The sequence below is a fragment of the Enterobacter sp. PL_is511 genome, from assembly GCF_055816065.1.
The window spans coordinates 614,090-627,793 of the sequence record NZ_JBVPGP010000023.1 but is presented as its reverse complement, the minus strand read 5'-3'; the positions used below and the strand labels follow the sequence as shown (position 1 = coordinate 627,793).

17 protein-coding genes and 1 other RNA gene are annotated in these 13,704 nt (G+C 54.1%); 9 read left to right on the top strand and 9 right to left on the bottom strand.

Features of this window, described 5'->3' with window-relative positions; translation table 11 throughout:
• The first annotated feature begins 18 nt into the window (after positions 1-18).
• Positions 19-1,305 (top strand): HlyC/CorC family transporter, encoded by a 1,287-nt coding sequence (locus tag AC0TN7_RS15290; RefSeq protein ID WP_032646908.1) that lies wholly within the window; start codon positions 19-21, stop codon positions 1,303-1,305.
• A 53-nt stretch (positions 1,306-1,358) separates the two neighbouring features.
• On the opposite strand, the gene grpE is transcribed toward AC0TN7_RS15290, so the two are convergent.
• Positions 1,359-1,952, bottom strand: a complete 594-nt coding sequence (grpE, locus tag AC0TN7_RS15285; protein WP_023308880.1) for a nucleotide exchange factor GrpE — start codon at positions 1,950-1,952, stop codon at positions 1,359-1,361.
• 122 nt (positions 1,953-2,074) lie between these two features.
• Between grpE and nadK the strand changes: the two genes are divergently transcribed.
• The 3 genes from nadK (at position 2,075) to bamE (ending at position 5,177) form a co-directional block, all read left to right on the top strand.
• Entirely contained in the window at positions 2,075-2,953 is an 879-nt protein-coding gene (gene nadK, locus AC0TN7_RS15280; protein WP_008502500.1) for an NAD(+) kinase, read from the top strand.
• Between the two features lie 85 nt (positions 2,954-3,038).
• Complete coding sequence (recN, locus tag AC0TN7_RS15275) at positions 3,039-4,700, top strand: DNA repair protein RecN (protein WP_024908333.1); 1,662 nt, start codon at positions 3,039-3,041, stop codon at positions 4,698-4,700.
• Positions 4,701-4,838: 138 nt separating this feature from the next.
• On the top strand, positions 4,839-5,177 hold the full coding sequence (bamE, locus tag AC0TN7_RS15270) for an outer membrane protein assembly factor BamE (protein ID WP_023308883.1): 339 nt from the start codon (positions 4,839-4,841) through the stop codon (positions 5,175-5,177).
• 103 nt (positions 5,178-5,280) lie between these two features.
• Here bamE and AC0TN7_RS15265 read toward each other — a convergent pair whose 3' ends face one another.
• Positions 5,281-5,568 (bottom strand): RnfH family protein, encoded by a 288-nt coding sequence (locus tag AC0TN7_RS15265; RefSeq protein WP_023308884.1) that lies wholly within the window; start codon positions 5,566-5,568, stop codon positions 5,281-5,283.
• The gene (locus AC0TN7_RS15260) at positions 5,558-5,995 is read right to left on the bottom strand and encodes a type II toxin-antitoxin system RatA family toxin (protein ID WP_024908332.1); all 438 of its coding nucleotides are present in this window, start codon (positions 5,993-5,995) and stop codon (positions 5,558-5,560) included. Before AC0TN7_RS15260 ends, AC0TN7_RS15265 begins: the two co-directional genes overlap by 11 nt.
• A 156-nt stretch (positions 5,996-6,151) precedes the next feature.
• Between AC0TN7_RS15260 and smpB the strand changes: the two genes are divergently transcribed.
• Positions 6,152-6,634, top strand: a complete 483-nt coding sequence (gene smpB / locus AC0TN7_RS15255) for an SsrA-binding protein SmpB (RefSeq protein WP_473702252.1) — start codon at positions 6,152-6,154, stop codon at positions 6,632-6,634.
• A gap of 89 nt (positions 6,635-6,723) precedes the next feature.
• Positions 6,724-7,086, top strand: a transfer-messenger RNA (tmRNA) gene (gene ssrA, locus AC0TN7_RS15250).
• A gap of 141 nt (positions 7,087-7,227) precedes the next feature.
• Here the strand turns inward: ssrA and AC0TN7_RS15245 are convergent.
• The 4 genes from AC0TN7_RS15245 to AC0TN7_RS15230 all read right to left on the bottom strand — a co-directional run bounded on the left by AC0TN7_RS15245 (position 7,228) and on the right by AC0TN7_RS15230 (position 10,578).
• Positions 7,228-8,274 (bottom strand): bifunctional transcriptional activator/DNA repair enzyme AdaA, encoded by a 1,047-nt coding sequence (locus AC0TN7_RS15245; RefSeq protein WP_473702251.1) that lies wholly within the window; start codon positions 8,272-8,274, stop codon positions 7,228-7,230.
• Entirely contained in the window at positions 8,258-9,034 is a 777-nt protein-coding gene (locus tag AC0TN7_RS15240) for an isocitrate lyase/PEP mutase family protein (protein WP_473702250.1), read from the bottom strand. Before AC0TN7_RS15240 ends, AC0TN7_RS15245 begins: the two co-directional genes overlap by 17 nt.
• Positions 9,035-9,166: 132 nt before the next feature.
• Positions 9,167-9,958: a nucleotidyltransferase domain-containing protein gene (locus AC0TN7_RS15235; RefSeq protein WP_473702249.1), complete on the bottom strand. Its 792-nt coding sequence runs from the start codon at positions 9,956-9,958 to the stop codon at positions 9,167-9,169.
• A 305-nt stretch (positions 9,959-10,263) separates the two neighbouring features.
• On the bottom strand, positions 10,264-10,578 hold the full coding sequence (locus tag AC0TN7_RS15230) for a hypothetical protein (RefSeq protein WP_024908324.1): 315 nt from the start codon (positions 10,576-10,578) through the stop codon (positions 10,264-10,266).
• 399 nt (positions 10,579-10,977) lie between these two features.
• Here AC0TN7_RS15230 and AC0TN7_RS15225 point away from each other — a divergent pair, with 399 nt between their 5' ends.
• The 3 genes from AC0TN7_RS15225 to AC0TN7_RS15215 all read left to right on the top strand — a co-directional run bounded on the left by AC0TN7_RS15225 (position 10,978) and on the right by AC0TN7_RS15215 (position 12,392).
• Entirely contained in the window at positions 10,978-11,334 is a 357-nt protein-coding gene (locus tag AC0TN7_RS15225) for a hypothetical protein (protein WP_008502540.1), read from the top strand.
• An 87-nt stretch (positions 11,335-11,421) separates the two neighbouring features.
• Complete coding sequence (locus AC0TN7_RS15220) at positions 11,422-11,766, top strand: cupin domain-containing protein (protein WP_417927828.1); 345 nt, start codon at positions 11,422-11,424, stop codon at positions 11,764-11,766.
• Between the two features lie 68 nt (positions 11,767-11,834).
• A complete protein-coding gene (locus AC0TN7_RS15215; RefSeq protein WP_032645317.1) occupies positions 11,835-12,392 on the top strand; it encodes a YceI family protein in 558 nt (185 codons plus the stop codon).
• On the opposite strand, the gene AC0TN7_RS15210 is transcribed toward AC0TN7_RS15215, so the two are convergent.
• Both AC0TN7_RS15210 and AC0TN7_RS15205 read right to left on the bottom strand, forming a co-directional pair.
• On the bottom strand, positions 12,384-13,175 hold the full coding sequence (locus tag AC0TN7_RS15210; protein WP_473702248.1) for an anti-sigma factor family protein: 792 nt from the start codon (positions 13,173-13,175) through the stop codon (positions 12,384-12,386). The two genes, AC0TN7_RS15215 and AC0TN7_RS15210, sit on opposite strands and share 9 nt — an antisense overlap.
• The gene (locus tag AC0TN7_RS15205) at positions 13,172-13,702 is read right to left on the bottom strand and encodes an RNA polymerase sigma factor (RefSeq protein WP_024908320.1); all 531 of its coding nucleotides are present in this window, start codon (positions 13,700-13,702) and stop codon (positions 13,172-13,174) included. The genes AC0TN7_RS15210 and AC0TN7_RS15205 overlap by 4 nt, the downstream gene beginning before the upstream one ends.
• Between the last annotated feature and the right edge of the window lie 2 nt (positions 13,703-13,704).

Genomic DNA, 13,704 nt, shown 5'->3' with positions numbered 1-13,704 from the left:
GAAACAAAGGAGTTCCCCCTGGAACACATCTCTACCACCACGCTGATCGTTACGCTGATCGTCATGGTGGTCATCTCCGCCTATTTCTCCGGCTCGGAAACCGGCATGATGACCTTAAACCGCTACCGGTTACGTCATCGTGCTAAACAGGGTAACCGCGCCGCACGTCGCGTTGAAAAACTGCTCCGCAAGCCGGATCGCCTGATAAGCCTGGTGCTCATCGGCAACAACCTCGTCAACATTCTGGCCTCTGCCCTCGGCACCATCGTCGGGATGCGCCTGTACGGCAACGCAGGGGTGGCGATTGCCACCGGCGTGCTGACGTTCGTGGTGCTGGTGTTTGCCGAAGTGCTGCCGAAAACCATCGCCGCGCTTTACCCTGAGAAAGTCGCCTACCCGAGCAGCTTCCTGCTGGCACCGCTGCAGATCCTGATGATGCCGCTGGTCTGGCTGCTGAACATGGTGACGCGCGTCCTGATGCGGATGGTGGGAATCAAAGCCGACGTCACCATCAGCAGCGCGCTCAGCAAAGAAGAGCTTCGCACCATCGTGCATGAATCCCGCTCGCAGATCTCCCGGCGCAATCAGGACATGCTCCTGTCGGTGCTGGATCTGGAAAAGGTGAGCGTGAACGACATCATGGTGCCGCGTAACGAAATCGTCGGTATCGACATCAATGACGACTGGAAAGCCATCGTTCGCCAGCTGACGCACTCCCCGCACGGGCGCATTGTGCTCTATCGCGACTCGCTGGATGACGCCATCAGCATGCTGCGCGTGCGCGAAGCCTACCGGCTGATGACCGAGAAAAAAGAGTTCACCAAAGAGGTGATGCTGCGCGCCGCCGACGAAATTTACTACGTGCCGGAAGGAACCCCCCTCAGCACGCAACTGGTGAAATTCCAGCGTAACAAGAAGAAGGTCGGCCTGGTGGTCAACGAGTACGGCGATATCCAGGGGCTGGTGACGGTCGAAGATATTCTGGAAGAGATTGTCGGGGACTTTACCACCTCAATGTCGCCTTCCCTCGCGGAAGAGGTCACCCCGCAAAACGACGGCTCGGTGCTGATTGACGGCAGCGCGAACATTCGCGAACTCAACAAAGCCTTTAACTGGCATTTACCGGAAGATGAGGCTCGGACCATTAACGGGATGATTCTGGAAGCGCTGGAAGAGATCCCGGCGGCGGGCACGCGGGTGCGCATTGAGCAGTACGATATTGATATCCTGGACGTGCAGGACAATATGATTAAGCAGGTGAAAGTCCTACCCGTTAAACCCCTGCGCGAAAGTATCGCGGAGTAAGGCTGTAGGCCGGGTGAGGCGAACGTCGCCACCCGGCACTACGGATGGCTAAATTACGCTTTCGCTTTCGCCACGGTCACCATCGCCGCGCGAATGGTACGGCCGTTCAGGGTGTAACCTTTCTGCATTACGCCCAGCACTTTACCGGCTTCCACCTCTTCGGACTCCACCATCGCAATCGCCTGGTGAACGTTTGGATCCAGCGGAACGTCGGTATCGGCAATCACTTCCACGCCAAACTTACGCACCACGTCGAGCATGGATTTCAGCGTCAGTTCGATACCTTCGATCATTGCGGCGTTGTCCGGATTCGCTTTGTCAGCCACTTCCAGCGCACGATCGAGGCTATCGATCACCGGCAGCAGTTCGTTGACGAATTTCTCCAGCGCAAATTTATGCGCCTTCTCAACGTCCTGCTCGGTACGGCGACGCAGGTTTTCCATTTCCGCCTTGATGCGCAGAACACCATCGCGTTCGCGATTCTGTGCTTCTACCAGCTGGGCTTCCAGATTCGCAATTTTTTCATCGCGCGGGTCCACCTGCTCAGCAGATGCGTCTGGCTCTACAGCCTCAACTTCATCGTGCTGTTCCGTGATAATTTCTTCAGGGGCTTGCCCCTCAGGCGTTTTCTGTTCTTTACTACTCATGAATTTCTCCGCGTTTTTCTGCATTCATCTCGCTAACTTCGCTTATTATGGGGATCAGTTTCCGGGATTCAAGGGAACAAGACAGATTGTCATCATTCATCAGGCACAAGGACCTCCAGAAAATGAATAATCATTTCAGGTGTATTGGGATCGTCGGGCATCCGCGTCACCCTACCGCACTAACGACACATGAAATGTTGTATCGCTGGTTGTGTAGCAAAGGCTATGAAGTGATGGTCGAGCAGCAGATTGCCCAGGAGCTGCAGCTGAAGAGCGTCAAAACCGGCACGCTGGCGGAAATTGGCCAGCAGGCCGATCTCGCCGTGGTGGTGGGCGGCGACGGCAACATGCTCGGCGCGGCCCGCACGCTGGCGCGTTATGACATTAAGGTCATCGGCATCAACCGTGGCAATCTCGGTTTTTTAACCGACCTCGACCCGGACAATGCGCAGCAGCAGCTGGCCGACGTGCTGGAAGGCCACTATATCAGTGAAAAACGCTTTTTACTGGAAGCGCAGGTGTGCCAGCAGGACTGCCAGAAGCGCATCAGCACCGCGATTAACGAGGTAGTCCTTCACCCCGGTAAAGTGGCGCACATGATCGAGTTCGAAGTCTATATCGACGAAATCTTTGCCTTCTCCCAGCGTTCTGACGGGCTGATTATCTCCACCCCGACCGGCTCAACCGCCTACTCGCTTTCTGCCGGCGGCCCGATCCTGACGCCCTCACTGGATGCCATTACCCTGGTGCCAATGTTCCCGCACACGCTCTCCGCCCGTCCGCTGGTCATCAACGGCGACAGCACGATCCGTCTGCGCTTCTCGCACCGCCGTAACGACCTGGAGATCAGCTGCGACAGCCAGATAGCGCTGCCGATCCAGGAAGGTGAAGATGTTCTTATTCGCCGGTGTGATTACCACCTGAATCTGATTCACCCGAAAGATTACAGCTATTTCAACACATTAAGCTCGAAGCTTGGCTGGTCAAAAAAATTGTTCTGATTCTGCATCCAGTACTTTACTGTATAAAAAACCAGTTTATACTGTATGAAAACACAGTTATGGTTTTTCATACAGGAAAACAATTATGCTGGCACAACTGACCATCAGCAACTTTGCCATTGTTCGTGAGCTTGAGATCGATTTCCACAGCGGCATGACGGCGATCACCGGGGAAACCGGTGCAGGTAAATCCATTGCCATTGATGCCCTCGGCTTGTGCCTTGGCGGCCGCGCAGAGGGCGATATGGTGCGCATGGGCGCCAACCGTGCCGACCTGTGCGCCCGTTTCTCCCTGAAAGACACCCCTGCCGCCCAGCGCTGGCTGGAACAGAACCAGCTTGAAGATGGACGTGAGTGTTTACTCCGCCGCGTCATCAGCAGCGACGGTCGTTCCCGCGGTTTTATCAACGGCACGGCGGTCCCCCTTTCCCAGCTCCGTGAACTCGGCCAGTTGCTTATCCAGATCCACGGTCAACATGCGCATCAGCAACTCGTCAAACCCGAACAGCAGAAAGCGCTGCTGGATGGCTATGCGGGTGAGTACGCGCTTACTCAGCTTATGGCGGAACACTATCGCCAGTGGCATCAGAGCTGCCGTGAACTTGCCCAGCACCAGCAGCAAAGCCAGGAGCGCGCCGCACGTGCGGAGCTGCTGGCGTACCAGCTTAAAGAGCTGAACGAATTCAACCCGCAGCCGGGTGAGTTTGAGCAAATCGACGAAGAGTACAAACGCCTGGCGAACAGCGGTCACCTGCTCTCAACCAGCCAGAATGCGCTTAACCTGCTGGCGGATGGCGAAGACGTGAACCTGCAAGGACAGCTGTATAACGTCCGCCAGTTGATTACCGAACTGGTCGGCATGGACAGCAAACTTTCAGGCGTCCTGGATATGCTGGAAGAAGCGGCTATTCAGATCTCCGAAGCCAGTGACGAACTGCGCCACTACTGTGAACGTCTGGATCTCGACCCGAACCGTCTGTTTGAGCTGGAGCAACGTATCTCCCGTCAGATTTCACTGGCGCGCAAGCACCACGTCACGCCGGAAGAGCTGCCGGGCTACTATCAGTCTCTGCTGGAAGAGCAGCAGCAGCTTGACGATCAGGCTGATTCGCAGGAAACCCTCTCTCTGGCGGTGAACCTGCACCATGAACAGGCCCTGGCGACAGCGCAAAAGCTGCATGAAATCCGTCAGCGTTACGCCCAGGAGCTAAGCCAGCACATCACCGACAGCATGCACACGCTGGCGATGCCGCACGGTGTATTCACCATTGATGTCCGCTTTGAAGAGAATCACCTGACGGCGGAAGGTGCGGACCGCATCGAGTTCCGCGTCACTACCAACCCGGGGCAGCCGCTGCAGGCTATCTCCAAAGTGGCCTCCGGCGGTGAACTGTCGCGTATTGCGCTGGCAATTCAGGTGATTACCGCGCGTAAAATGGACACCCCGGCGCTGATTTTCGATGAAGTGGATGTCGGCATCAGCGGCCCAACGGCGGCGGTGGTGGGTAAACTGCTGCGCCAGCTAGGCGAATCAACGCAGGTGATGTGTGTCACCCACCTGCCGCAGGTCGCGGGCTGTGGTCATCATCACTTTATCGTCAGTAAAGAAACCGACGGTGAAATGACCGAAACGCACATGAAGCCACTGGATAAACGTGCGCGCCTGCAGGAGCTGGCACGCCTGCTCGGCGGCAGCGAAGTCACGCGTAACACGCTCGCGAACGCGAAAGAACTGCTGGCAGCATAAACTTTTTCGGGATCTCAGGGTCATACAGAACAACAAAAACGCCGCCAGACCGGTTTCAAAGTGGGGCAAGGTCTATTATCATCGGCATATTACATATGAGCCGCGTTCTGCTCGGGCCCGAAAAGGAATCAAATCACTATGCGTTGTAAAATGCTGACCGCTGCCGCTGCGGTTCTTCTGATGTTGACCGCAGGCTGTTCCACTCTGGAGAAAGTGGTTTACCGTCCTGACATCAACCAGGGGAACTACCTTACCCCTAACGATGTGTCCAAAATCCGCGTGGGGATGACACAACAGCAGGTCGCTTATACACTGGGAACCCCGATGATGTCCGATCCGTTCGGCACTAACACCTGGTTCTATGTATTCCGTCAGAAGCCGGGCCACGAAGATGCGACCCAGCAGACCCTGACGCTGACCTTCAGCAGCGCCGGTGTGTTGACCAACATCGACAACAAGCCTGCCCTGACCAAATAATCAGAAGTCAGAAATGCAAAAAGGTGCTCATTGAGCACCTTTTTTGTATTTCTTTTATCCCCTCGCCCCTTTGGGGAGAGGGTCAGGGTGAGGGGAAAACACGCTACTTACCCGCCTTCTCCGCACGCTGACGACGCAGCTCTTTCGGGTCGGCAATCAGCGGACGATAAATCTCCACCCGATCGCCCTCTTTCAGCACATCACCCAGCTTCACCGGACGGCTGTAAATCCCGACCTTATTTTTCGCCAGGTCGATATCGCTGCGAAGCTCAAGGATGCCGGACGCGCGGATAGCCGCCTCAACGGTTGCCCCCTCTTCCAGCGTCACGCGCTGCAGATACTGCTTCTCCGGCAGCGCGTACACCACTTCTACAGCAATCTTATGCGACACTGTAAACCTCTTTGGCGCGGGTGGTGAACGCCTGAACCATATTCGACGCCAGCTCTTTAAAGATGCGGCCAAACGCCAGCTCAATCAGCTTATTGGTAAATTCAAAGTCCAGTTGGAACTCGATGCGGCAGGCGTCAGCGCTCAGCGGCGTAAACTTCCAGCCCCCCATCAGGGTTTTGAACGGACCATCCACCAGATGCATCAAAATACTCTGATTGCTGGTCAGCGTATTGCGGGTGGTGAACGTCTTGCTGATCCCCGCTTTGGAGACGTCCACCGCCGCGGTCATCTGCGTCGGGCCGGACTCCAGAACGCGGCTCCCGGTGCATCCCGGAATAAATTCTGGATAAGACTGAACATCGTTCACTAACTGATACATCTGTTCCGCGCTGTAAGGCACAAGCGCAGTACGGCTAATCTGAGGCATAGCATTTCCCATGGTCACACAACGGACAAATAATAACATTTATCACCTGTTAAAAAAACGCTAAGCCTCATCTCGTGCTAAGATAGCGCGTTAGACCTCACAGGACGCAATGAGGTGACTTTTTGAAATCAGATTACCGACGGCTTTACGACACTTATGACGAAGAAAAAAGCACATAAACCAGGCTCGGCGACCATTGCGCTCAACAAGCGTGCTCGCCACGAGTATTTCATTGAAGAAGAATTCGAAGCTGGCCTTGCGTTGCAGGGCTGGGAAGTAAAATCGCTGCGCGCCGGGAAAGCCAACATCGGCGATAGCTACGTGATCCTGAAAGATGGCGAAGCCTTCCTGTTCGGCGCGAACTTTACGCCGCTGACCGTCGCCTCCTCACACTACGTGTGTGACCCTACGCGCACCCGCAAGCTGCTGCTGAACAAGCGTGAGCTGGAATCCCTCTACGGACGCATCAACCGTGAAGGTTTCACCGTGGTCGCCCTGTCGCTGTACTGGAAAAACGCCTGGTGCAAAGTGAAAATTGGCGTCGCAAAGGGTAAAAAACAGCACGACAAACGTACTGGCCTGAAAGAGCGCGAATGGCAGCTCGACAAAGCGCGCATCATGAAAAACGCAGGACGTTGATTCTGCACACTTATTGTACTATTCAATAAGTTAGCGTTCCGGGCTGGTATCCAGGAAGTGAAATCTGGTATACTTAGTTCAACACTATTGGGGCTGATTCTGGATTCGACGGGATTTGCGAAACCCAAGGTGCATGCCGAGGGGCGGTTTGCCTCGTTAAAAGCCGCAAAAAATAGTCGCAAACGACGAAAACTACGCTTTAGCAGCTTAATAACCTGCTCTGAGCCCTCTCTCCCTAGCTTCCGCTCTTAAGACGGGGATCAAAGAGAGGTCAAACCCAAAAGAGATCGCGTGGAAGCCCTGCCTGGGGTTGAAGCGTTAAAACTAATCAGGCTAGTTCGTTAGTGGCGTGTCTGTCCGCAGCTGGCGTGCGAATGTAAAGACAAACTAAGCATGTAGTACCGAGGATGTAGAAATTTCGGACGCGGGTTCAACTCCCGCCAGCTCCACCAAAATTCTCCATCGGCGATCACCAGAGTCGACTGATGAAGTCCTAAAAGCCCGCATGGCGCAAGCCCTGCGGGCTTTTTTGTACCCTCAATATGTCCCGCGAAGTTCATAAAATTTCCCTGCGACACAGCGACATCACACAATTAAACATTATTTCTCTCATGCTCAATGAGCCATTCTTTGCGTGAAATCCCCCCTCCATAACCTGTCATCGCGCCATCTTTTCCAATTATCCTGTGACAGGGAATCACAATCGCAATCCGGTTGGCACCGTTAGCGGCAGCGACGGCGCGCACAGCATTTGGCTTATTAAGCCGTAGTGAAATGGCCTGATAGTGTGAGGTCTGTCCATAGGGAACAGCACGCAACGCATGCCAGACGGATTGTTGAAAATCACTGCCCGGGGCATCTAAAGCGAGATCAAACTGTCGGCGCGTTCCGGCAAAATACTCGCCGATCTCTTTTACTGTCTGTCGGGTATGGTTGTTTTCGCCGGTGACGATTCTGGCGTTAAATAAACGCTGTATATCGCGGAATTCTGTTTCCAACATCCGGCGATCGGTAAACTCCAGCAGACAGACTCCCCGCTCTGTCGCGCAGACAAACATCGGTCCAAGCATCGTGGTGAACCGGTGAATGACTATCACCTGGGTTGCCTGAGTCGGCGCAGCGCCAGTAAGCCGCTTGTAGGTGTAACCAAAGCCGCTAAGGGATTCATAGCCATTGTCCAGCGCAACGTCAGTCGCCGCTCGTCCGCTTTTCAGCTCCTGCAAGGCAACGTTCACCCGCTGCATTCGCTGGAAAGCCTGAAAAGTGATGCCGTGATGTTGCAGGAACCAGCGTCTTACCCGCTCCGGGCTGATGCCATGCTGACGAAGCTCCGCGTCTGCTACACGGGATTTAATATCGCGCCTGACAAGCGCAAGCGCCTGCTCAACGAATAATGGCGCGCTGTGCGCATTTTCAGCGGGCCTGCAGACCTTACAGGGACGAAAGCCAGCCGCCAGGGCAGATTTGGCATCTTTATAAAATTCGACATTTTCGCGTTTGGGCTTTCGCGCCCGGCATACCGAAATGCAGAATACGCCAGTGGTTTTGACGCCAACAAAAAACACGCCAGTATATTCTGAAGAACGTTCAAGTAATGCCTGATACCAGATATCGCATAAATTCTTATCGGTTATTTTCATCACTAAAAAGTCCTTCAAACGTCTGACGCGCTCGGATCGCATGCATGACATCAGTCAACGTTGACTGCATCGCTGAATGAACAAAATTGCCCATTGAAATGCGGCTTGCCCCGGCCCGTTTCAGCCTGTCGAATGACGGTAGATCGGGCATACACATAACATTCAGGGGCAATCCCGTTGCCTCTGCTATGAGTCTGATGTCTTTCTCTGACGTCAGGCAGGGAACAAAAAGGCCGTCGGCACCTGCAGCTTTATAGCGTTGACCCCGTAATATCGTCTCCTGCAACGCGTCTTCATGCCCGAGCAAGTACGTGTCAGTCCGGATATTCAGAAACTGACGATAATCTTCCCTTCTCAGCATATTGCACACTGCTCTCAGGTTACGGGAAAAATCAGAGGCATCGTCAAGCTGACGAACCCCGTTTATGACTCGGCTGTCTTCGAGGTTAACGCCTGCGACGCCTGTCTGAGCAAGGCGCCTCAGATTGGCTACTATCTCTTCAGCTGAATCACCGTACCCTGCTTCCATGTCAACGCTCAATGGCAGGTTGCTGACAGCCCGGATCCGGGTGACCATATAAAATAACTCATCAAACGGCATTCCCTGGCCGTCGTCATATCCCAGTGTGGACGCTATAGCTGCACTGGACGTTCCCAGTACCTGATAGCCTGCTTTTTGCGCTGCGACAGCACTGGCGGCATCCCAGACGTTGGCGATAAGAAGAGGCTCATGCTGATAGTGGCGTTCTGCAAAGTTCATATTCATATCCTCTCGATAGATTGAAAATGAATCTAAGCACTCAGCAAGAACCTCACAACCGAAATTCAGACAACCATTTTTTTAGCAAACATCGTCTGAACATGGGTACGGAACAGACCAAACCTTTTAAGGTCAGGTTCTGGCTTCGAGCATGGCAAGAACCGCCCAACGTGCCGCATCGTCCGCGATATTTTCCGGCAGCGCATCAGCACGCAGCGTGATATAAGCATCAACAGCCTTTCTGATGGCCATGCTGACGGAATCACGATCGTGCATTGCCAGCGTGGAAGCCAACAGGTCATCAGGATCAATGCTGAGGAATTCGATGCGGCGAACCCCACGTTGCGGTAGATTTGCTCGACGGTACAGCATAGGTCCCAGCACTTGCTCCCGGAAGAATGCCAGCATGCCTATCGCTTCAAAGAGTTCTCCCCTTCCCAGTTTCACCACCGCGTAATGAAGCCAGATCCAGGCTCGGGACTCAAACCACTCCGGCGTCATATCAGGCCAGTGAGCGCTAAATTTTGCCAGTTGGCGCTCCAGAGCGGTGTTATCACGGGTAAATAACACCACGGGCTCCTCAACGCGCTGAGTGAGCATTTCCAGGGTGACAAATTTCAGATCGACATGAAGGAGTTCGGGACCATACAGGCAGATAAGCAGACGAGGCTCTCCCACATGTTCACCGGTGAAAGCATGGAGCAGGTGACCCAGTGTTCCGGCGAACACAATACGCTGAGCCATGATTTCGTCATAGTAGAGAGGCTCTACCACAACGACAAAATCAAGATCGGAATATTTATCAAACCCGCCATGAACAAGCGAGCCGCCGGCGAGAAGGGAGTGAATCCGCGAATCAGCCTGAAATTTAAGCTTAAGTTGCTCTGCAAAACTTCTGTGTAAATCGGGTAACGTACTAAGCATACTTTTTCCTGTTCACAAAAAAGACAAAGCATTACAGGGTATCGCGCAGTGAACAGGCAGGCCAGATATTTTTTGCAGGAACAATAATGTCCTAAGAGGGTTCTCCCGATGCGTTATATTGCCCTGTAAATTCGGAGAAATTTCTGACCATCGTCGATTACTCGGATATCTGACTAACATAGTCGTACCAGTAAAGGCAACAAAGCAGTCCTTATGAGATTATATGGACTCTATGAGTCGGCCAAAACTCACCATGAAAATCATTGGATATGGCATAAACGCAAAAATTGTTTTTGACTTGCTGTCTATTGATAATAATCCTGCTTAAAACGCCAGGCTTTATACGTTAATTTGAGGGGGGTCATCCAACAGAAGATACCAAAGATAAACACTACAGCAATGCCTGATGAAATGATATTTTCTCGCGAAGCGAAGCAAACCGCCAGTATGAACAGAACCGTAAGTACGACTGAAAATATAACAGTCCCTTTAAACCGATTTGAAAGCGCAGGAAGCAAAATATCCAGCGTCGAACGCTGAGTATCCACGTAGCGTTTAAGCTTTTGCAGCTCTTCTTTTGTGAAACCAGATCTAAGCAACGCTTCTTCCGTTATCGCCATGCTATTCCCCTCCTTCTAATCAAAGCTACTATATCTTGATCTTTAAAACATAACGACCTACCGGCTGGTTGTTTATGTTGTACTCCCCTGGCTTTGACAAACATCAACACCCTCTACCCCCGCCTGTGCAAAATTACCCACATCACCCAGCGCTACGGATTAGCCGCCCCAACCCGGAAGGAACCCCAACATGTACAAACCCATAACCGTCATAATCTTCGTTCTCCTGGCCCTCGCCGCCCTTGTTGAAATAGGCTTTTTATCCTTTGGATAATCCTCAGGCGAAATCCCCCTCATCAGGGCACATTGATCTCATTACAGTTTTTTCCTAAAGCCATCCCGCTTCGCCTGTGCCATGCTGAATCACGCTCATAACCGATAACGTTAAATGAGGATATTATGAAAAAAACAATTATCGCATTATCTGCCGTTCTGCTGGCTTCCCCAGTATTTGCTGCGACCACACATGCAACTGACGATACCGTCGCTGCGGCGAACGCAAACGCCAACGAGGCGAAGCAAAAACTGCACGAAGAGCAGAATAAAGGTGAAGAGCTGAAGCTGAAACAGAAGCACGCTGCGGAAGGTAAAAGCGAAAGCTTTGGCAGCAAGGTCAGCGAAGATTCCCAGAAAGCCTGGCATAAAACCAAAGAAGGCACCGAGAAAGGGTGGGATGCCACCAAAGAAGGCGCTGAGAAAGGCTGGAACAAAACCAAAGAAGGTGCCAGCGAGCTGGAAAAGAAAGTCACTGAGTAATCCCTTCGAAAGGCCGCATACGCGGCCTTTTTTATTCCCTCCCGCCCTGCTTCCTGAAGGCTAAACTTGTTTCAGGAGGGCACCGCCATGAGCCATAAAGAAACCGCACCAGAAACCCAGGGCGTTACCGTTGAACTGCTTTCCATCGTCGATCTGGGCCCGGAGATCGCAGGCATGGACGGTCGACAGCTTCGCATGCGCAGGGTGACGCTCGCCCCCGGCGCGGTCTTTGGTCCGGAGCACGATCATATCGATCGCCCCGGAACCGTTTTTATCCTTGAGGGGACCATCACCGATCATCGTAACGGTATCGCCACCGATTACGGTCCCGGCGTCGGGTGGCCGGAAGACCATAATACGGTCCACTGGCTGGAAAACCGGGGCCCGATCGCCGCCGTCGAAATCTCGGTGGATATCGTTAAAACACCCTGACGCACAAAAGTCGAATAGATCCCGGGGGTGACGCGTTTACTCCCTGCCCCCTTAAAAGAGATCCTGAGATGCTGCGACGCCTGGTGATAGTGCTGATTTTGTTTTGTCCGTGGGCATTAGCTGCCCCAAAAAGCTACATTATCGACACCGATAACACCGCCATTCGGCTATCGTGGCATGCCTTCGGCGGCATCCTCTCCTGGGCGACGTTCAGCGGCGTGACGGGCGCCGTGACGCTCAACCCGGAAAACGACGTCGACGATCATATTCACGTCACCATTCCCGTAGCAACTCTGGTGGCATCAAACAAGCTGCTTACCTGGCAGCTGAAAAGCGATATGTTTTTTGATTCTGAGCACTACCCGACTATCGAGTTCATCAGCTCTCGCGTGGTCGCCTTGGGTGACGGACGGTTCAGGGTGTTCGGCACGCTGACCGTGCGTAACATTGCCCGCCCGGTGCTCCTGGAGGCCGTGGTGAAAGACCCGCATGCGCAAGTCCTCACTCTGGATGCCACCACGGCGATCTCGCGCGCGTCCTACGGGATGGATAAGTTTGCGCTGGTCGTGGACGATCGTATTGCCATCGCCATTGCGATTAAGACAAACGACGTGCCGTCATCCTGAAATGAGCCGCTGTAGCTGCTCCGCGTTTCCCCGCAGGTGAGACGGCGGGTTGCGGCCAATCAGGACAAACTGGTAGCCCGCCTCCTGCCACCACGCCAGGTTCATGCTGTGCCGCTGCTCCTGGCGCAGAGAGGCCCTGGTCTTCTCGTCAACAGGAGAAATACAGAGCGCCATCGGGCCGTAGTCGGCGTTGATCCAGGCAATCTGCGCGATAGAGGTGGTTTCATAGCGCAGCATTCGTACCATTTTCAGCTCTGCTCCCTGCAGGACAAGCTGCGACATGTGCAGCTTTATACCGATGTCCTGCGCGGCCCGTTCCAGCCCGCGCTGCAGAACCGGCGTTGCGCTGTCCATATCCAGCAGCGTCTCGACGCTGTACAGGGACATATATTGCGCTTCGAGGTCGCGAATATGGGCGTTCTCATCCGCTGGCGCGGAAGCGGGCCGCAGCAGGTAGCCCAGCCCGGAGCCGACCATCAAAAAGCTGACCGATGCGGCAATTAGCGCCCGCCTGCTGACGCCAGGCGGCGTGGAGGACTGTGGTTCGGGAATAGCAGCCAGACGCGCCTGCATTTTCTCCAGAGGCGCGTCATCCAGCAGGGAGGCAAACGCCCCGGCGTAATCCTGGCTGCTTTTCATCAGTTCGTTGGTTCGCCCGGCGAGGCGTTCATCACGTTTCAACTGTTCTTCAAAATGCTGCGCGTCGGCGCGGCACATCTCGCCATCTATCCATGCCACGATAGCGTCGTCGTTATAGGGCGGTGCAAAACGGTGCGCGTTCAATAGCGTTTCTCCTTTACCGGAGGCAGTGCGTCAGCGGACCTGGCAAGCGCCGCCCGTGCCGTTGCCAGCCGGCTCATCACGGTACCGATCGGCACCGCCAGGGTGTCCGCCGCCTCCTGGTAGGTAAATCCTTCGACATAAACCAAAAATACCGCGTTGCGCTGGGCTTCAGGCAGCGTGTTGACGCGCTGCATCACCTTAAGGTAATGCAGACGCGTCTCATCCTGTTCGCGGGTGTCCGGTGCCAGAAGCTCGTCGCTGGCCACAAATCCCTGTCCCTGACGCACGTGTCGAGCCCGAAGCTCAGAGATCCAGATGGAGTGCAGTATCGCGAACAGCCACCTGTCGATGCGCGTGCCAGGCGTATACTGGCTGCTCCTTTCAAGCGCACGCACGCAGGTGGACTGAACCAGCTCTTCGGCGATATCCCTGTTTCGCGACAGCACCAGCCCATAGCGCCAGAGACGCGACAGATGTGCGGCTAACTGTTGACGAACCTCACTGGTAGCGATGGGCTTTCCCTCCACGA